This window comes from Kitasatospora sp. NPDC087314 (assembly GCF_044744365.1).
GTDB lineage: Bacteria > Actinomycetota > Actinomycetes > Streptomycetales > Streptomycetaceae > Kitasatospora.
Window position 1 is genome coordinate 91267 of record NZ_JBIUYE010000013.1, and the last position, 17810, is coordinate 109076.

Sequence of the window (17810 nt, forward strand, 5' to 3'; positions counted from 1 at the left end):
CCGTTGCGGAGGCTCCCGGGCCCGGTGCCGTTCCCGGGCCCGGCACCGGGCCCGGACCTCGATCCACAACGAGATGGCCACGGGAACGACAGTTTGACGATGGCACGTCAAGGGGGATACCTGGGCATGGCGCTCCCCCACGAGCGCTCCCCCACCCTTCCCGGGAGACCTCTTGCCGCTCCTCCCTGCCCCTGCGTCCGCGCGCCTACGCTTCGGCCACCGGCTGCGCCACTGGCGCGAGGCCCGCGGGCTCAGCCAGACCGAACTCGGCCGCCTGCTCGGCTACCACAACTCACTGATCAGCCGAGTGGAGAACGCGCGCCGCTGGCCGCCCCCGGGGCTGCCCGCCCGGGCCGACGAACTCCTGCTCACCGGAGGCGAGTTGGCCGCCCTCTGGCAGCCCGTCCGACGGGAGCGCGAGCGCCTCGGCGAGCTCGCCGCCCCCGCCCGGCCGCCCTTCGACGGGGCCGGACCAGGGCTCTCGGCGGACCGGCCGGACGCCGTCACCTTCGAGGTGCTCGGCCACCTGCTCGACGTCTACCGCGCGGCCGCCACCCACATCGGCGGCGAGCAGCTGACCGCCGTCCTCGAACACCACACCCGCACGCTGGCCGGCTGGCAGCACACCACCCCGCGCGGGACCGCCCCCGCCGTCCGCTCGCTCGCCGCCCGCTATGCCGAGCTCGCCGGCTGGGCCCACTTCGAGGGCGACCGCCGCACCCGCGCGCTCGGCTGGTACGCGGCCGGGCTGGAATGGGCCCGCGCGGCCGACGACCAGCCGACCACGGCCGCCCTGCTGGCCCGGCAGAGCACCCTGCACTGGTGGAGCGGCGACCCGGCCGCCGCGCTCGCCCTGGCCGAGGCCGCCCACGCCGTCGCCCGCTCGCTGCCCGGCCTGCGGGCCTGGGCCGCCCTCGCCCAGGCACACGCCCACGCCCTGGCCGGCGCGGCGCCCGCGGCGTGGCGGGCGCTGGCCGAGGCCGAGCGGCTGACCGAGACCGCCCGGCGGGCCGGCGAACCGACGCCCAGGCCGGCCCGGGCCGATCTGGTGCTGGGCGTCGCACACGGCACCTGCCACCGGGACCTCGCCGTCCGCACCGGCCGCTCCGACCACGCCCACGCGGCGGTGGCCCACCTGGGCTCCGCCCTGGGGCGCCTGGACCCGGCCGTCCACCCGCACGACCACGCGCTGATCGCCGGCCGCCTCGCCGGGGCGTACGCCCGGGCCGGGCGGCGCGAGGCCGCGGCCGCCGTGCTCTCCCGGCTGCCGCCGGACGCCACCGGCCGGATCGCCTACGAGCGGCGCCGGGCCCGGGCCTGGCTGGGCGGTTCAGTGGCGGACCGGACGGCGGCGGACGGCCCCTCGGCGGAGAGGCCCTCGGCGGACGGACCCTCGGCGGACGGTCCTGCGACGGACCGGCTCCGGCCGGACCGGCCTTCGGCGAACTCCTGAGCGCCCGGGGGTGGTGGCCCCCCGGGCGCTCCTCCGAACGCTCTCACAGCCGCTCCGCGGGCGCCCCTCCGAGCGCCCGCTCAGACCCGCGCCGGCGTCAGAGCCCGGCCGCCGCCGAGGCGATGTCGGCCGCGTAGGTGCTCACCTTGGTGTAGACGCCCGGGTAGCCCGGCCGGGCGCAGCCGTTGCCCCAGCTGACGATGCCGACCTGGACCCAGCGGCCGGCCGAGTCCCGGCGCACCATCGGCCCGCCGGAGTCGCCCTGGCAGGTGTCGACGCCGCCCTGGTCGACGTAGCCCGCGCAGAGCGAGGCCGCGGTGTTCAGGCCCGGGTAGGCGTTGGCGCAGGTCGAGTCGTCGACGAAGGGCACGGTGGCCTTGAGCAGGTAGCGCTGTTGGGCGCCACCCTCGGTCGCGGCGCCCCAGCCCATGATGGTGAAGGTGCCGCTGTCGTTGGCGGTGGAGTCGGTGGTCGGCAGCGTGGTCACCAGACTGCTGCCGACCGGCGAGGACAGCTTGATCAGCGCCCAGTCGTCGCCGTTCTCCGCCCCGGTGAAGCCGGGCGCCTGGTAGACGTACGACGAGCGGGCCTTGACCGCGCTGCCGCTGCGCAGGTCGACCACGCCGAGGGTGACCGTGATGCCCGTGTCGGCGCCGGTGCCGTTGACGCAGTGGGCGGCGGTGAGCACGATCTGCGGGCTGTAGAGCGCGCCGCCGCAGCCCATCGAGAGCCGCACCACGAACGGGAACTCGCCCTGCGCCGCCCGCGTGCCGCCGACCACGGTCGGCGAGGGCGCGGGCGAGGCGGCGGCGGGCAGCACCAGCGCGCCGGCGCCGAGCACCAGGGACGCCAACAGGACGATCAATCTACTGAATTGACGCTTCATCAGGCTCCTCCATGACAGGTCGGGGAGCACCGAGGGTGGCCCGGCGGGAGGCGCGACGGGAGGAGTCGGGCTTTGCCGGTCGAAACTGGCAGGAACACGGAAATGCAGGGTTCCGGGCGGGGAAGCCCTTAGACCGACCGGCACATGGTGGGTGGCGTCACGACGCCGCCCACCATGTGCCGGTCGGTCTAAGGTGATCGCCATGCGAGATCTTGCGGCGGGGATGAAGTACCTGATCGAGGGCCAGAAGTGGGTGGCCCGGCACGGCCGCTGGTGGGGCTTCGGCATGCTGCCCGCACTGCTCACCCTGGCCGGGTACGCCGTCGCGCTCGTCTTCCTCGGCGGCTGGTCGAAGGACCTCGCCGGCTGGGCCACCCCGTTCGCCGACCACTGGGGCTCGCCCTGGCAGAGCCTGCTGCGCGACGCGCTCGCGGCGATCGTCTTCGGCGGCGGCCTGCTGCTCTCGCTGCTCACCTTCACCGCCGTCACACTGCTGGTCGGGCAGCCCTTCTACGAGGCGCTCTGCGCCAAGGTCGACGAGACCGAGGGCGGCGCGCCCACGCCACTGGAGTCGCCGCTCTGGCGCGAGCTGGTGATCGCGGTGCGGGACAGCGTGTACGTGCTGGTGCGGGTGGCCGCGTTCGGCGTGCTGCTGTTCGCCTGCGGGTTCATCCCGGTGATCGGGCAGACGGTGGTGCCGGCGCTCGGCTTCCTGGTGTCCGGCTTCTTCCTGACCGTCGAGCTGGCGGCCGTCGCCCTCCAGCGGCGCGGGGTGCCGCAGTCCGAACGGATCCGGCTGCTGCGCGCCCGGCTCGGGCTGGCGCTGGGCTTCGGCACACCGCTGATCCTGGCGTTCCTGATCCCGCTGGTGACGGTCCTCGCCATGCCGGGGGCCGTCGCGGGCGCCACCCTGCTGGCGCGCGACCTGGTCCCGGCGGAGGAGGAGCCGTCCCCCGACTCCGACACCGCCGCCGCCGGCACCGACATCACCCCCGTCGGCGCGCAGCCCGTCCCCGGGAACCCGTACGCGGCCTCCTGAGGCGGTGACCGGCCGGTCACCCTGCGCCGAAGTCGGACCACCGAACATGTGAGGCCGCCCACACGGGGTTCGCCGTCTACGGCCCCCGATAGTGGAAGACCTTGCCCGGGGCGCCGCCCGACCACCCGACCCCGGGCCGCCGCCGCACCCCCGAGGCCGGACCCACCCCGAACAGCGCAGGCCACCACCCCTCCCGCCCTCGCGTTCCGCCCGCGCCGCCGACTTCCGACCCCCAAACGAACAAGTCGGACAAATTACCCCAAAATCACCGACGTGCCCCGTCGCGACCGCCCCGCGGCTACTACTCGCCGTAGTGGCGGACGCCTTTGCGGCCTGTCCCCGACCCTGCCAAGAATGGCCCGTCGCCAGGCAGCGCGGCCGACCCCGACGCCGCGCAGCCCGCCCGCCCCGCCAGTTCCGCCGGGGCGCCACGGCCGTCCCGGACGGCCGCGCGGGCCCCCGCTCACCCGGGAGCCCGTGCGATGCCCCGCACCCAGTGCCACCGGCACGGCCCCCGACGGAAAAGGATCGCCCGCTTCATGCAGCTCAGCCATGCCCGCCGCAACTCCCTGATCACCGGTATCGCCACCCTCGTCGTCGCGAGCGCCGCCACCGCCGCCCTCGCCGTCCCGCAGGCCGGGAACACCGCCGAGGCCGCCGCTCCCGCGGCCGCCGTCACGGTGGACGGCAGGCCGGTCAACGACCAGGCCCAGGCTGACACCGCTGCCGCTGCCGCCGCCCAGGCCGCCCAGGCCCAGGCCGAGGCTGAGGCCGCCGCCCAGGCGAAGGCCCAGGCCGACGCGCAGGCCCAGGCCGAGGCCGAGGCGAAGGCCCAGGCGGACGCCAAGGCCCAGGCCGACGCCCAGGCCGCCGCCTCCCGCTCCCAGCAGCGCCAGAACCTCACCAGCGCCCCGGCCCCGGCCGGCAGCCCGCAGCAGATCGCCGCCCAGCTCGTCCCGGCCGGCCAGCTCCAGTGCTTCAGCAACATCGTGTCCCGCGAGAGCAGCTGGAACCCGCTCGCCGTCAACGCCTCCTCCGGCGCCTACGGCCTGGTCCAGGCGCTGCCCGGCACCAAGATGGCCTCGGCCGGCTCCGACTGGCGCACCAACCCGGCCACCCAGATCAAGTGGGGCCTGGACTACATGAACTCCCGCTACGGCAGCCCCTGCGCCGCCTGGTCGTTCTGGCAGAACCACCACTGGTACTGAGCCGACCCTTCGGCACGTTCCGGGCCCGCGACGCGCAACGCGTCGCGGGCCTCGCGCCGTCCGGCCGACTGTCGTGGACGCGTCCGGCAGGCGGCGTGAAGATATGGCGTACGGTCGTACGATTTGCCGCAGATTGCTCGGAATTACGCACCGTCAGGGCTTTGCCACGGTCAGCGCGCCCTCTTACGCTCCGGCGTCATGCCCTCACCCCTCATCAGCGTCGTGCTCCCCGCCTACGACCAGCAGAAACAGCTCGCGGACTGCCTGGACTCCCTGCTCGCCCAGTCCTTCCGCGACGTCGAGGTGATCCTGGTCGCCGACCGCTCCCCCGACGCCGCGGGCGGGCTCGCCGACGCGTACGCGGCCCGGCACCCGCGGCTGTCGGTCCTGCACCTCAACGCGGCGGTCGGAGTCGGGGTGAGCCGGAACGCGGGGGCGGCGCGGGCGACCGGTGAGTACCTGCTGTTCCTCGACGCCGACCACCTGCTGCCCCGGGACGCGCTGCAGACCCTCGTCGACCGGCTGCAGCAGACCGGCCCGGTGGACCTGCTGCTGTTCGGCCACTCCCGCCGGCACAACGACCGGGACTGGCCGGGCGGAGCGGAGGCGCTGCTGGCCGAGGCCGGCCCCGAGGTGTTCGAGCCCTTCGACCGCCCCGCGCTGTTCGGCGCGCCGCCACTGATCTGGGACCGCCTGATCCGCCGCGGCCACTGGGAGGAGCAGCGGCTGGCCTTCCCCGCCGGCCGGTACGAGGAGATCCCGGTGGTGCACGCGGCGCTGCTCGCCGCGCGGCGGATCGCCGTGCTGCCGCGCGAGTGCGTGCAGCTGCGCCGCCGCGAGACCGTCCACCCGACCGGATCGCCGGGCAGCAGCGTGTTCGACCTCTTCGACCAGTACGAGCGCAGCTTCGCGCTGCTGGAGGACCAGCCGCACCTGTACGCGGTGCGGGACGCGCTCTTCGTCCGGATGATCCGGCACTACCTGTTCGTCTTCGACCTCGCCGGGTGCGTCACCCGCGCCGAGCGGCCGCCGTTCTTCCACCGGGCCGCCGAGCACCACCGGCGCTTCCAGCCGCCCGGCCACCGCCGACCGGCCGGGCGCGAGGGGATCAAGTTCTCGCTGCTGGCCGGCGGCGCCTACCCGGCGTTCGAGATGGCCAAGCTCTCCCACATCGCCCGCGGCACGCTCACCGGGCGCAAGTGACCAGGCGACAGGCGTGCGCGGCGCCGCCGTCCGCCGGCCACCGGCCGGGGCGGCGGCCCGGGGGTCGGTGATCACGCGCCCCCGGAGTGCCGCAGGACACCCCGTCGGCGGTACCCCCGTCGCGCCCGGTACCCCTGCGGGCCCGCGGCTGCCATGATCGGCCGAAGCCGTCGCCGTCGCCGCCCGGAGGTCCCTGGTGAGCCGTCCGTCCGCCGTCCCCGGGGCCGAGCTGGCCCGCGAGCTGGCCGCCGTCCTACGCGGGGAGGTCCGTTTCGGCACCGCCGAGCGGACCGTCTACAGCCACGACGCGTCCAACTACCGCCAGCTGCCGCTCGGCGTGGTCAAACCCGCCGACCTGGACGACGTCCGCACCGCGCTCGCGCTCTGCCGCCAGTACGGCGTGCCGGTGGTGCCGCGCGGGGCGGGCACCAGCATCGGCGGACAGGCGATCGGCCCGGGCGCGGTGGTGCTCGACTTCCGACGCCACCTCGGCGCGGTCCTGGACGTCGACCCGCAGGCCCGCACCGCCCGGGTCCAGCCGGGCACCGTCCTGGACGACCTCCAGCGCGCCGTCCGGCCCCACGGGCTGCGCTTCGGCCCCGACCCGTCCACCCACAGCCGCTGCACCCTCGGCGGCATGATCGGCAACGACTCCTGCGGCTCGCACTCGCTCGCCTGGGGGCGCACCGCGGACAACGTCGAGCAGTTGGAGCTGCTGCTGGCGGACGGCACCGAACTGACCGTGGGCGGGCGGCTCACCCCCGAGGAACGCGCCGCGCTCCGCGCCCTGCCCGGACGGGCCGGAGAACTCCACCGCGGGCTCCAGGAGTTCACCGACCGCAACCTCGCCATCATCCGCCAGGGCCTGCCCGAACTGCCGCGCCGCACCTCCGGCTACCCGCTGGACGCCCTGCTGCCCGAACGCGGCCACGACCTGGCCCGCGCACTCACCGGCACCGAGGGCACCTGCGCACTCCTGCTCGGCGCCACCGTCCGACTGGTCGAGGAACCGCCCGCGCGCGCCCTGGTGGTGGCCGGCTACCCCGACGAGGGCGCCGCCGCCGACGCGATCCCCGCGCTGCTGCCGCTGCGGCCGCTCACCGCCGAGGGCATGGCCGCCGACCTGATCGCCGCGCTGCTCGCCGCCGGCCCCCGCCCGCCCGCGCTGGACCGGCTGCCCGCGGGCGAGTGCTGGCTCTTCCTGGAGACCGGCGGCGCCACCCCCGTCGAGGCCTACCAGGCCGCCCGCCGGCTCGCCGACGAGGTGCGCCGCGAGCGTTCCGCCGCCGTCGCCCTCGTCACCGACCCCGCCGAGCAGCGCCAGCTCTGGGCCGTCCGGGAGGCGGGCGCCGGGATCGTCACCCGGCTGCCCGGAGGCGGCGAGGCCTGGCCCGGCTGGGAGGACTCCGCCGTCCCGCCCGAGCGCCTCGGCGACTACCTGCGGGACCTGCGCGGCCTGCTGCGCCGGCACAGCCTGCGCGGCGTCCCGTACGGGCACTTCGGCGACGGCTGCGTGCACCTGCGGATCGACTTCCCGCTGGACGAGCCCCAAGGGGTTCTGGTCTTCCGGGAGTTCCTGGAGCAGGCGGCCGACCTGGTGGTCTCGTACGGCGGTTCGCTCTCCGGCGAGCACGGCGACGGGCAGGCCCGGGCCGAACTGCTGCCCCGGATGTACCCGCCCGAAGTCATCGCCCTGTTCGGCGAGTTCAAGCGGATCTGGGATCCGGAGAACCTGCTCAACCCGGGCGCCCTGGTGGACCCGCGCCCGCTCGACGCCGACCTGCGCTTCGTCACCGCGCCGCGCCGCCCGCTGCCGCTCGCCCTCCCGTACGAGCAGGACGGCGGCAGCCTGGCCAAGGCGGTTCACCGCTGCGTCGGCGTCGCCAAGTGCGTGGACCCGAACACCGGGGTGATGTGCCCCAGCTACATGGCCACCGGCGAGGAGCGGCACTCCACCCGGGGCCGGGCCCGGCTGCTCGCCGAGATGCTGCGCGGCGCGGGGGAGCCCTCCGGCCACCGGACGGAGGGGGCGATCCCCGACGGCTGGCGCTCGGCCGAGGTCCGGGAGGCGCTGGGCCTCTGCCTGAGCTGCAAGGGCTGCGCGAGCGACTGCCCGGTCCACGTCGACATGGCGACCTACAAGACCGAGTTCCTGTACCAGCACTACCGGCACCGGCTCCGCCCGCTCGCCCACTACTCGATGGGCTGGCTGCCGCTGTGGCTGCGGGCCGCCGCCCTCGCCCCGGGCGCCGCCAACACCATCGCCCGCTCCCCGGCCGCCGGGCTGCTCAAGCGGCTCGGCGGGATCGACCGACGGCGCGTCCTGCCGGTCCTCCCGCCGGAGACCTTCACCCGCTGGTACCGGCGCCACCGCGCCGCGCACCCGGCCCCGGCGGGCGCGCGGCCGGTGCTGCTGTGGCCGGACACCTTCTCCGACCACCTCCAGCCGAACGTCCTGCGCTCGGCCGTCGAGGTACTGGAGCACCTGGGCTTCGACGTCCGACTGCCCGCCGGCCCGGTCTGCTGCGGCCTGACCTGGTACTCCACCGGCCAACTCGGCACCGCCCGCCGGGTGTTGCGCCGCAGCCTGCGGGTGCTGGCCGGCGACGCGCTGCCCGCCGACACCCCGGTGGTCGGGATGGACCCGAGCTGCACCGCCACCCTGCGCGAGGACCTGCCCCGGCTGCTCGGCCCGGACGGCCGCCCGCTCGCCGAACGCACCCGCACCTTCGCCGAGTTCCTCGACGAGTACGCACCGCACGCCCCGCTCCCCCGGATCCCGCTCGACGCCGTCACCCAGACCCACTGCCACCAGCACGCCGTCCTCGGCAGCGCCGCCGACCGCCGGGTCGAGCAACGGCTGGGCCTGCGCAACCGGGTGCTGGACTCCGGCTGCTGCGGCCTGGCCGGCAACTTCGGCTTCGAGCAGGGCCACTTCGAGGTCTCCGAGGCGATCGCGGAGCGCGTCCTGCTCCCCGAGGTCCGGGCCGCCGCCCCCGACACGGTGGTGCTGGCCGACGGCTTCAGCTGCCGCACCCAGATCGCCCAACTCGCCGAGGGAAGGCAGGCCCTGCACCTGTCGGAGCTGATCGCCCGGGCGCTGCGCTAGGGCCCCCTCAGTCCGCCGCGTGCTCCTTGAGGAAGGCGCCGGCGTGGGCGGCAGCCTCCTCCTTCGCCGGGTAGCCGCGGTCGGCCGCGCCGAGCGCCCCGTCGGCGCCGACGCCCGTCCAGTGCCAGCCGCCGGACTCCGCGTCCTGAACCAACTCCGCGGTGCCGCCGAACAGTTCCAGCCTGCCGGGCTGCGCCGCCGGGCGGGCGTCGGGCCACTTCTTCCGGGCGCCCTGGCGGGTGATGCCCCAGGCCGCGCCCAGTTGCTCGTAGCTCGCGCCGTAGGAGCCGGCGGTCCCGGCCGCGATCGCGGTCAGCCGCTTGACCTCCGCGTCCACCACCTTCCAGGCGGCGAGGACGGAGAGGGCGACCTCGGCCGGCTCCCCGTGCCACATCCGGTCCTCGGGCAGCCCGGTCTCGCGGGAGCGCACGGCGGCGGCGAGGGGGTTCAGGGCGTCAGCGAGGGCCTTGACCAGCGCGGACTGTTCCTCGGGGGTGATCTCGATCGACGTCATGCGACAACGATAGTTAACAAGTGCGGGTTTCGGTAACAAAAGTTACCAACCGAGCCGGATTCTCGGCGTACGACCTCCGCCATCAGACCTCCGCCATCAGACCTCCGCCTCGGGCGCCTTCGCCGTCAGGGCCTCCACCTTGGGCGGCTCGTCCGCGCAGACCGCCGCCACGAACTCCGCGACCCGCGCCTGCGGCATCCCGCGCGCGATGTCCGCCTCGCTGATCATCCCGACCAGCTTGTGCTCCGGGTGGTTGATCACCGGCAACCGGCGCACCCGGTACTGCTCCATCACCCGTAGCACCTGCTCGGTGTCCTCATCCGCCTCCACCGTCATCGGCCGGCCCATCGCCAGTTCGCCCGCCGTCACCCGGGCCGGATCCCGGCCCTCCGCGACGCAGCGCAGCACGATGTCACGGTCGGTCACGATGCCCAGCAGCTTGTCGTCCTCCCCGCAGATGGGCAGCGCGCCGACGTGCCGTTCCCGCATGATCCGGGCGGCGGCCGCGAGCGTCTCGTGCTCGCGAATGCACTCCGCGCCCGGGTGCATGATGTCGCTGGCTCTGGTCATGATCCGCCTCCTGACCTGGCTTCCGCCCCCTTGTCCATCGTGGTCCGGGCCCGCGGCGGACGCCACTGGGCACCGGTCAGGCCGCCGAGTCCGACTCCTCACGCCCGTCCGCCGCGTCCGTCCTCGACAGCGGCGACTGATCCAACAATTCCTCCAGCGGAGGCAGTTCGGGCTTCGGCTCCTGCTCGACCTCCGCCTGCGCGGCCTCCTCCCGATCCACGGCGGCCCGTTCGGCGGCCGTCGCCGCGGCAGCCGCAGCCGCCACCGCGGCCCGCTGCTGGTTCTCCGTCGCGCTGTCCAGGAACCGCAGCAGCTCCACCGGGAAGGGCAGCACCAGCGTCGAGTTCTTCTCCGCCGCCACCTCCACCACCGTCTGCAGCAAGCGCAGTTGGAGCGCCGCCGGGGTCGCGCTCATCACCGCTGCCGCCTCCGACAACCGGGCCGAGGCCTGGTACTCGCCGTCCGCCGTGATGATCCGCGCCCGCCGCTCCCGCTCGGCCTCCGCCTGCCGGGCGATCGAGCGCTTCATCGACTCCGGCAGCGCGACGTCCTTGATCTCCACCCGGTCGATCTGGACGCCCCAGCCCAGCGCCGGGCTGTCGATCATCAACTCCAGCCCCTGGTTGATCGGTTCGCGGTTGGCCAGCAGGTCGTCCAGCTCGCTCTTGCCGATGATCGAGCGCAGCGAGGTCTGCGCCACCTGGGAGATCGCGAAGTTGTAGTCCTGCACGTTGACGGTGGCCTTCACCGGGTCCTCGACGCGGAAGTACACCACCGCGTCCACCCGGACGGTCACGTTGTCCCGGGTGATGCCCTCCTGCGCCGGGATCGGCATCGTCACGATCTGCACGTTCACCTTGCGCAGCTTGTCCGCGATCGGCAGCAGCGCCACCAGCCCGGGCTGGCGCACCTCCTCGCGCACCCGGCCGAAGCGGAACACCACCCCCTTCTGGAACTGCTGGACGACCCGGACACTCAGGCCCACCCAGATCGCCCCCAGCCCGGCCAGCCCCCCGATGGCACCCAGCACCACATCAACGATCATCGCGGCCTCCTTGCGGCCTGCTCGCGCACCGGCGAGTCCCGGCCGTCGCCGACCCGGCCCAGCCGGGGGCCACCGGAGCAGCTGATTCCACGCTACGCCTGCCCGGGCACAGCCGGAACGAAGCCGGCGGTCGGGCCGGGGCGCTCGCGTACGCGGCCCGACCACGTCATCGCGGACCAGGGCCACAGCTCCCGCAGGATCCGCGCCTACCTGCGCAGACGCGGCATCCGGCACCATCGCCGCAATCCTCCTCCGGATCCGACCTTTGAAGACGATCTCTAGGCGAGCAGGCGGGCCGGGAGGTACGGGGACTCGACGCGGACGGCCCAGCCCCGGCGCCGGGCGTGGCAGGCGAGGGCGAGGATGTCGAGGCTGATCGCGGCGTCGGAGTCGGTGGCGCGGTCGGCGACCGAGTGGTGGTCGCGGTGGGCTTCGAGGGCGTCGATCAGCGCCAGGTTGAAGCTGGTCTCGTCCCCCTCCACGAGCTGGGAGAAGAGGACGACCGGCGGCGGGAGGAAACCCCGGTCCTTCGCCTTCTCGACCTCGCGCAGGGCCTGTTCGGTGGCCGGGAGCGGGTCGACGCCCCGGAAGTAGTCGTGCAGGGCGACGCGGTAGGAGGCGTACGCGGAGCGGTCGGCGGTGGAGTGGGTGGGGCCGGCGAGGACGACCGGGGCGAGGTCCTCGCGGACGCCGGTGATCAGGGCGAGGTCGAGGGCGAGCTGCCAGTGGCCGGGGCCGGAGTCCTCGCCCCGGGTGGCGGGGTAGCGGACCGTCCGGCCGTCGATGGACACCTCGGCCTCGGTGCCGGGCTCGGCGAGGGCGATGCGGAAGAGCGCGGCGCCCAGCTGGGAGGCCAGGCGCAGGCCGGCGAGCTGGGTGTCGGTGACGTCGGCGGACTGCGAGGCGCGGGCCCGGAGGAGGAGCGCCTGCTTGCCCAGGGCGCGGGCGAGCCGGGAGACGGTGTGGCGGTCGTCGGGCCCGGGGTTGATCGCCTCCCGGGTGCGCTGCTCGTACAGCGCCTCGCTGTCGGCGTGGAGGGGGAGGGCCGGGCTCGGTCGGTCGACGCGGACGGGCCCGGCGGCGAGCTGGGCGACGGCGTCGGGGCGCCGGTCGCGGCCGAGGCCTCCGACGCGGGCGCCGGGGCCCGCGAAGCCGGTGACCAGGGCGTGCGGGAGGTAGTCGGTGTCGACGGCGGGGAGCCAGCCGTGGGCCCGGTGGGCGAGCGCGGCGAGGGCGAGCGGGAGCAGCGGGAGGAGGCTGCGGGGGCGGGTGCCGTCGGCGCGGTCGAGGAGGGCGAGCATCCCGGAGTCGAAGGCCTCGCGGTCCTCCGCCGCGAGGGCGCGCAGAGTGTGGAGGGCCTGGGTGGCGTCGCTGTCCCGGTCCTCGATCCGGGCCAGCGCGGCGTCGATGGCGGCGAGCCGCTGCTCGGCGGTCTCGGCGTCGGGCGCGTTCTCGTCGCGGGTGCAGCCCAGGAGGTGGGCCATGAAGCCGTTGACCAGCTGGGCGGCGGAGTAACCGCCGCCGGCGGGCATGGTCTGCCAGGTGAAGGCGAAGGCCTCGCCGTGCCGGGCGACCTTGTCGGAGAGGATCGCGAGGCAGAGCGCGTCGAGCCAGTACTGCGGGAGGACGAGGCTGCGGCGCACGCTCCCGTCCGCGTCCTCGGGGTCGTAGCTCATCCCGAAGTTCGGGTAGTCGAGGAACACGTGGAAGGTGTCGTGCGAGTAGTACGCGGCGAACGCGATGGCGCCGGCGGCGGCCTCGGTGGCGTCCTTGAGGACGGCCCTGGCCTCGGGGGTGTCGAGGGCGGGGCAGTCGGCGGAGAGTGCGCCGAGGTAGTCGAGGAACTCGTCGGCGATCAGCCGCCATTCGGTGGCGGTCATCAGGTCGGCGCGCGAGAAGGAGTGGACCATCCCTCCGATCCGGTCGGCGAAGCCCTCGCGGGCCGCCGAAACCGCCGACTCGTCCACCTGGTGACGCTCGATCCGCACAGCTCTGCTCCTTGATCCCTTGCCCGGCCGCCAGCCTAGGCGTGGGGTCCGACAGCGTGCCGTGCGGGGGGCGGTGGAGGCCACAGGGTTTCAAACGCTGTTTGAAAAAGGTCGTGATCGCGCTAGTGTCGTGATCGGCAGCATCGGACCGCGCCGGGGGCGCGGCCTGGGATCCGGGTGCCACGGGGGAGTTGACGGTCGGTTCTGCCGGATCGCACGCGTGCCGAGTCCACCGCTGCCGCATCGAACCGTCGTGACCACGAGGGAGAGCACATGTCGGAAAATCTGAGCCGCGAAGTGTCCAGGGTCGTCGACCAGGAGGTGGCCAGGCTCCTGGAGCAGACGGAGCGGGACGTCACCCGCACCGTCAACCGGGCGCTGGGCGTGCCCGAGGAGACGCCGGCCTTCGACACCGCCCGCTGGCAGGCCCGGCTCGACGAACTCCTCGCCGCCCACCGCATCCACGGCGCCACCCTGGCCGTGCTCGCCGACGGTGAGATCCACGAACTGGCCTCCGGCATCCTGCACTCGGAGACCGGCGTCGCCGCGACCACGGACTCCGTGTTCCAGATCGGCTCCGTCAGCAAGGGCTACACGGCGGCGATGGTGGTGCTGCTCGCGGAAGCCGGAAAGCTCGACCTCGACGCGCCGGTCGTGGACGTCCTGCCCGAGTTCGCGGTCGCCGACGCCGAGGCCGGCCGCACCATCACGCCGCGTCAACTCCTCAACCACACCAGCGGCATCGAGGGCGACCACGTCAGTGACACCGGCCGCGGGGACGACTGCCTGGCCCGCTACATCGAGGGCGCCCGGACGGTCGGACTGACCAACCCGCCCGGTGCGACGGTGTCGTACTCCAGCACCGCGTACAACGTCCTCGGCCGGATCGTCGAGGTCGTGACCGGCGGCACGTGGGACGAGGCGCTCAAGGAACTGCTGACCGGCCCGCTCGGGCTGGAGCACACCATGACCCTCCCGGAGGAGGTGCTGCGCTTCCGCGCCGCGATGGGGCACATGGGCGACCCGGGCGAGGAGCCGGTGCCCACGCCGCTGTGGAACATGATGCCGCGCTCGGCCGGCCCGTACGGCGGGATCTGCGCGACGGCGGCCGATGTCGCCCGGTTCGCGCGGTTGTTCGTGGACGGCGGCGCCGCGCCGGACGGGACGCGGGTGCTTCCGGAGGCCGTGGTCGAGGCGATGCTGAACCGCGAGGTCGAGATGCCCGACCAGTGGTTCCTCGGCGCGCACTGGGGGCTCGGCTGGGGGCTGTTCGAGTGGGACGGCGTCCGGGGATTCGGGCACGACGGGAGCACGTTCGGGCAGCTGGCCTACCTGCGGGCGATGCCGGAGAAGGGCGTCGCGGTGGTGCTGCTGACGAACGGCGGAGGGGCCGCGCCCAAGGTGTTCGAGGCGCTGTGCAGGGAGCTGTCGGCGGAGTTCGCGGGCGTGACGATGCCCGGGTTCGAGCCGCCGGCCGAGCCGCCGGTGGTCGAGGTCGGTGAGTTCCTCGGGACGTACAAGCGCGAGGGCTTCCTGATGACCATCGCCGAGGGGAGCGGCGAGAGCGCGCTGACCCTGACGTACGAGGGGGCGGACGGGCTCGCGGGGACGTTCGACCCGCTGGTGTGGCAGCTGACGGCGGTGTCGCATACGCCGACGAAGACCGTGTTCGCGGGGCGGCGGAACGAGAAGGACGCGTGGATACCGGTGGTGTTCTACGCGCTGGCCGACGGGAGCCGGTACGTGCACTTCGGCGTACGGGCTACGGCAAAGGCTGCGTAGGGATGGAGGGGAGGGTCGTTCGACGAACGGCCCGCCCCTCGCTGGTCTGGATCAGACGTCGAACTCGCCGGCCCGACCCGCGCGTCCTACCGGACCGCCGTCACCATCGCCGCGGTCCTGCTCCGGATCCGACCCTTTGAAGACAGGACCTAGGATCTGGCCATGCCGCAGTCCCCCGCCGACGACCCCGGCGACCCCCGCCACCCCGCCGAGGCCGCCGCCCGCGCCGACTCGCTGACCGTGCTGGACCGCGTCGTCACCGGCTGCCGGGCCTGTCCGCGCCTGGTCGAGTGGCGCGAGGAGACCGCCCGCACCAAGCGCCGCGCCTACCAGGACTGGGACTACTGGGCCCGCCCGATCCCCGGCTTCGGACCGCCCGACGCCCCGCTCGTCCTGGTCGGCCTCGCCCCCGCCGCCCACGGCGCCAACCGCACCGGCCGGATCTTCACCGGCGACCCCTCCGGCGACCTGCTCTACGCGGCACTCCACGACCTCGGGCTCGCCAACCGCCCGGAGTCCGTCCGCTACGGCGACGGCCTGCAGCTGTACGGCGTGCGCATCACCGACCCGGTCCGCTGCGCTCCGCCCGACAACAAGCCCAGCACCGCCGAACGCGACACCTGCCGCCCCTGGATCACCCGCGAGCTCCAGCTGCTGCGCCCGACCGTTCGGACGGTCGTCGCCCTCGGCGGTTTCGCCTGGCAGGCCCTCCTGCCGGCCCTCGCGGACGCCGGCTGGCAGGTCCCCCGGCCCCGCCCCGTCTTCGGCCACGGCGCCCAGGTCACCCTCCCCGCCGTCGACGGCGGCCCCGCCCTCCAGCTGTTCGGCTGCTACCACGTGAGCCCGCGCAACACCAACACCGGCCGCCTCACCACCCCCATGCTCCGCGCCCTGCTGCGCACCGCCGCACGGTCGGCGGGGCTCAGCCCCGCGCCGGAGTAGCCGCGGACGGTGTGGCGGCCCTGCGGGCGCCGCCGGACAGGCCCTATTCGAACCGGAGCAGCTTGTGCCCCGCCGCCCGGGCCCACACCTGCGGCAGGCCGGCTCGGGCCGCCTCGGCGGCGGCGAGCTGGCGCGCGTACAGCGCCCCGAGGCCGAAGGGCTCGCCGCTGCCGGCGGCCTGCCCGGCGAGCGTGTCGGCGGCGACCACGGCGTCCTGGTGCTCGCCCAGGAGCTCCTGGACGGCCTTCATCCGCTCCGCGTACCTCTCGGCGGCCGCGCCGACCGCCGGGGCGGCGGTCTCGCCGGCGTAGCGGGCGCGCTTGGCGGCCTTGCGGGCGTCGTGCAGGGCGCGGTCGCGCTGCTCGGCGGGCGCGGTCCCGGCGGCGAGGGCCGCCCGGACGCGCTCGCCGGTGCGGCGTTGCTCGCGTTCGGCGATCCGGGCCAGTTCGGGGGTGGCGGCGCGGTCGGCCCGGCGGCGCAGCGGGGGGTCGGCGAGGAGGGCGGCGAGGCCGTCGGCGAGGGCGCGGCGGCGCGGGCTGTCGAGCGCGGCGACCACCTCGGGCCAGATCTGCCGGTACTCGGCCCGCCCCCACCGCTCCAGCTCCGCCGCGACCTGCTCCGGGCGACAGTCGGCGGGCAGTTCGCGGGCCTGGGCGGCCAGTCGCTCGGCGAGCACCTCGCGGTCCCGCGCGCCGCCGAGGGCGGCGGCGAGCCAGCGCAGTTCGGTGACCAGGTGGTCGGTGGCCCCGGGCGTGAACAGCCGCCGGAAGGTCCGCAGGGCGCTGCGCAGCCGCCGACAGGCGACCCGCATCCGGTGCACCGCGTCCGGTTCGTCCGCCCGGACGGCGTCGTCGAGGCTGGCCAGCACTGTCACCTGGCTCTCGATGCGGGCCAGCAGCACCTGCCCCACCGTGGCCTTGGGACGCGCCATGAGCGCTCACCCCCTCGTCGGGGTCGCCGGGAACGCCATCCAGGTTAGACCGACCGCGCCGTGCCCGGACCGCCGGCTCCCGACCAACGGCTCCGGCCTACCGGCTCCGGAGCATCACGACGACCGCGACGACAACCGCCGCGAGCAGGCCCGCGACGGCTCCGGCCACGGTGGGGCGAACGCCCCTTGAAGGGCCAACCCGACGCCCAGTGGCGCGAGCTGCGACCAGGACGGTCGATACCGGTCTGTCCCACCGGAAGCTCAGTTCGTTCGCGGCACGCACGCTACGCCCCGGCCGATCGAACGGAGAAGCGACCTCGGCCGTCGCCGCTGACAGGGCGTCAGGCAGATGAACGACCGCCCTCCGGCAGGAAGCCGCTCCCCCTCACCGGGTACGCACCCTCGTGCCGGGTGTAAGCGTCGTGGCATACTCCGGGGCGTGACGACCTCCACCCATGCGACCAGGGCCCTGCGGGCCGCGGTGTTCACCGCGCTCGCCGTGCCGCTGTCCGCGCTGGGCCAGGTGGTCATCACGGGTCGCCCGCTGCCGCTCTCCCTGGTGGCCGCCGCGACCGCCGTCGTCTTCCTGGTCGCGGCCGCACTGGCCGGCGGGGAGCGGCGGATGCTGCACATCTCCGGCGTGCTGGTGCCGGTCGAGCTGATACTCAACACCACGTTCAACCTGGGGCAGACCGGCTGTGGGCCGATCCTGTCCGAGCACGTGCCCGCGCGCGGCGTGAACCTGCTGGTGTGTGGCGGCGGTTCGGTGGACGGATCGCTGCTGTCCGGCCCGCTGGGCCACGCGGGGTCGCTGGCCCCGGCGGCGACCCAGCTGCTGCTCCTGCTGGTGCATCTGGTGATCGCGCTGGCGGCCGCGGCCTGGCTGCGGCTGGGCGATGCGGCCCTGTCGGGCCTGTCCCGGGCCCTGCGCGCGCTGCGCCAGTCGCTGGCCCGCCCGCTGCGCGCCCTGGTCCTGCTGCTGCTCCCGGCTCCGGTGCGCCCGGTGCTGCGGGTGCCGCTGCCGGTGTCGGACCACCCGCGGCCGCGCCGCGAGGACGTGGTGCTGAGCCCGGCTCCCCGGCGTGGCCCGCCGGTCTTCGCGCCTGCCTGCTGATCCCGGTCCCGCCCGTTCGTCTTCGT

At 74.8% G+C, this 17810-nt stretch carries 15 protein-coding genes; 9 read left to right on the forward strand and 6 right to left on the reverse strand.

Annotated elements, in window-relative coordinates; all coding sequences use genetic code 11:
- The first annotated feature begins 172 nt into the window (after positions 1-172).
- Positions 173-1453, forward strand: coding sequence for a helix-turn-helix domain-containing protein (locus ACIO5E_RS27180; protein ID WP_400672536.1), 1281 nt, complete (start codon positions 173-175; stop codon positions 1451-1453).
- 97 nt (positions 1454-1550) lie between these two features.
- On the opposite strand, the gene ACIO5E_RS27185 is transcribed toward ACIO5E_RS27180, so the two are convergent.
- Entirely contained in the window at positions 1551-2339 is a 789-nt protein-coding gene (locus tag ACIO5E_RS27185) for a S1 family peptidase (RefSeq protein WP_400672538.1), read from the reverse strand.
- A gap of 202 nt (positions 2340-2541) precedes the next feature.
- Between ACIO5E_RS27185 and ACIO5E_RS27190 the strand changes: the two genes are divergently transcribed.
- From ACIO5E_RS27190 to ACIO5E_RS27205, 4 genes are all read left to right on the forward strand, one after another.
- Positions 2542-3378: an EI24 domain-containing protein gene (locus tag ACIO5E_RS27190; RefSeq protein WP_400672541.1), complete on the forward strand. Its 837-nt coding sequence runs from the start codon at positions 2542-2544 to the stop codon at positions 3376-3378.
- A gap of 539 nt (positions 3379-3917) precedes the next feature.
- The gene (locus ACIO5E_RS27195; RefSeq protein WP_400672544.1) at positions 3918-4586 is read left to right on the forward strand and encodes a transglycosylase SLT domain-containing protein; all 669 of its coding nucleotides are present in this window, start codon (positions 3918-3920) and stop codon (positions 4584-4586) included.
- A 198-nt stretch (positions 4587-4784) separates the two neighbouring features.
- Positions 4785-5789, forward strand: a complete 1005-nt coding sequence (locus ACIO5E_RS27200) for a glycosyltransferase family 2 protein (protein WP_400672546.1) — start codon at positions 4785-4787, stop codon at positions 5787-5789.
- Between the two features lie 196 nt (positions 5790-5985).
- The gene (locus tag ACIO5E_RS27205; protein ID WP_400672548.1) at positions 5986-8898 is read left to right on the forward strand and encodes an FAD-binding and (Fe-S)-binding domain-containing protein; all 2913 of its coding nucleotides are present in this window, start codon (positions 5986-5988) and stop codon (positions 8896-8898) included.
- Positions 8899-8905: 7 nt separating this feature from the next.
- Here ACIO5E_RS27205 and ACIO5E_RS27210 read toward each other — a convergent pair whose 3' ends face one another.
- The 4 genes from ACIO5E_RS27210 to ACIO5E_RS27225 all read right to left on the reverse strand — a co-directional run bounded on the left by ACIO5E_RS27210 (position 8906) and on the right by ACIO5E_RS27225 (position 13015).
- Positions 8906-9412, reverse strand: a complete 507-nt coding sequence (locus ACIO5E_RS27210) for a hypothetical protein (protein ID WP_400672549.1) — start codon at positions 9410-9412, stop codon at positions 8906-8908.
- A gap of 96 nt (positions 9413-9508) precedes the next feature.
- Positions 9509-9982 carry a CBS domain-containing protein gene (locus ACIO5E_RS27215; RefSeq protein WP_400672552.1) on the reverse strand — a complete coding sequence of 158 codons (474 nt, stop codon included), beginning with the start codon at positions 9980-9982 and terminating at the stop codon, positions 9509-9511.
- A 76-nt stretch (positions 9983-10058) separates the two neighbouring features.
- Positions 10059-11027: an SPFH domain-containing protein gene (locus ACIO5E_RS27220; RefSeq protein WP_400672555.1), complete on the reverse strand. Its 969-nt coding sequence runs from the start codon at positions 11025-11027 to the stop codon at positions 10059-10061.
- Between the two features lie 278 nt (positions 11028-11305).
- On the reverse strand, positions 11306-13015 hold the full coding sequence (locus tag ACIO5E_RS27225; protein ID WP_400672557.1) for an Imm49 family immunity protein: 1710 nt from the start codon (positions 13013-13015) through the stop codon (positions 11306-11308).
- 273 nt (positions 13016-13288) lie between these two features.
- On the opposite strand from ACIO5E_RS27225, the gene ACIO5E_RS27230 reads away from it, so the two are divergent.
- On the forward strand, positions 13289-14797 hold the full coding sequence (locus tag ACIO5E_RS27230) for a serine hydrolase domain-containing protein (protein WP_400672560.1): 1509 nt from the start codon (positions 13289-13291) through the stop codon (positions 14795-14797).
- A gap of 162 nt (positions 14798-14959) precedes the next feature.
- On the forward strand, positions 14960-15739 hold the full coding sequence (locus ACIO5E_RS27235; protein ID WP_400672563.1) for a uracil-DNA glycosylase: 780 nt from the start codon (positions 14960-14962) through the stop codon (positions 15737-15739).
- A gap of 43 nt (positions 15740-15782) precedes the next feature.
- Here the strand turns inward: ACIO5E_RS27235 and ACIO5E_RS27240 are convergent, their stop codons facing one another.
- Positions 15783-16670, reverse strand: coding sequence for a CHAD domain-containing protein (locus ACIO5E_RS27240; protein ID WP_400672565.1), 888 nt, complete (start codon positions 16668-16670; stop codon positions 15783-15785).
- Here ACIO5E_RS27240 and ACIO5E_RS27245 point away from each other — a divergent pair.
- Together ACIO5E_RS27245 and ACIO5E_RS27250 are read left to right on the forward strand one after the other, a co-directional pair.
- Positions 16669-16860, forward strand: coding sequence for a hypothetical protein (locus ACIO5E_RS27245; protein ID WP_400672568.1), 192 nt, complete (start codon positions 16669-16671; stop codon positions 16858-16860). The two genes, ACIO5E_RS27240 and ACIO5E_RS27245, sit on opposite strands and share 2 nt — an antisense overlap.
- Positions 16861-17109: 249 nt before the next feature.
- Complete coding sequence (locus ACIO5E_RS27250; RefSeq protein ID WP_400672571.1) at positions 17110-17784, forward strand: hypothetical protein; 675 nt, start codon at positions 17110-17112, stop codon at positions 17782-17784.
- The last annotated feature ends 26 nt before the right edge of the window (positions 17785-17810 follow it).

What these genes read in the sequence shown, in the direction of transcription:
- ACIO5E_RS27240 (WP_400672565.1), bottom strand. Translation starts at nt 16,670, where the DNA reads ATGGCGCGTCCCAAGGCCACGGTGGGGCAGGTGCTGCTGGCCCGCATC.
- ACIO5E_RS27245 (WP_400672568.1), top strand. Translation starts at nt 16,669, where the DNA reads ATGAGCGCTCACCCCCTCGTCGGGGTCGCCGGGAACGCCATCCAGGTT.
- ACIO5E_RS27220 (WP_400672555.1), bottom strand. Translation starts at nt 11,027, where the DNA reads ATGATCGTTGATGTGGTGCTGGGTGCCATCGGGGGGCTGGCCGGGCTG.
- ACIO5E_RS27210 (WP_400672549.1), bottom strand. Translation starts at nt 9,412, where the DNA reads ATGACGTCGATCGAGATCACCCCCGAGGAACAGTCCGCGCTGGTCAAG.
- ACIO5E_RS27190 (WP_400672541.1), top strand. Translation starts at nt 2,542, where the DNA reads ATGCGAGATCTTGCGGCGGGGATGAAGTACCTGATCGAGGGCCAGAAG.
- ACIO5E_RS27215 (WP_400672552.1), bottom strand. Translation starts at nt 9,982, where the DNA reads ATGACCAGAGCCAGCGACATCATGCACCCGGGCGCGGAGTGCATTCGC.
- ACIO5E_RS27200 (WP_400672546.1), top strand. Translation starts at nt 4,785, where the DNA reads ATGCCCTCACCCCTCATCAGCGTCGTGCTCCCCGCCTACGACCAGCAG.
- ACIO5E_RS27195 (WP_400672544.1), top strand. Translation starts at nt 3,918, where the DNA reads ATGCAGCTCAGCCATGCCCGCCGCAACTCCCTGATCACCGGTATCGCC.
- ACIO5E_RS27185 (WP_400672538.1), bottom strand. Translation starts at nt 2,339, where the DNA reads ATGAAGCGTCAATTCAGTAGATTGATCGTCCTGTTGGCGTCCCTGGTG.
- ACIO5E_RS27235 (WP_400672563.1), top strand. Translation starts at nt 14,960, where the DNA reads ATGCCGCAGTCCCCCGCCGACGACCCCGGCGACCCCCGCCACCCCGCC.
- ACIO5E_RS27230 (WP_400672560.1), top strand. Translation starts at nt 13,289, where the DNA reads ATGTCGGAAAATCTGAGCCGCGAAGTGTCCAGGGTCGTCGACCAGGAG.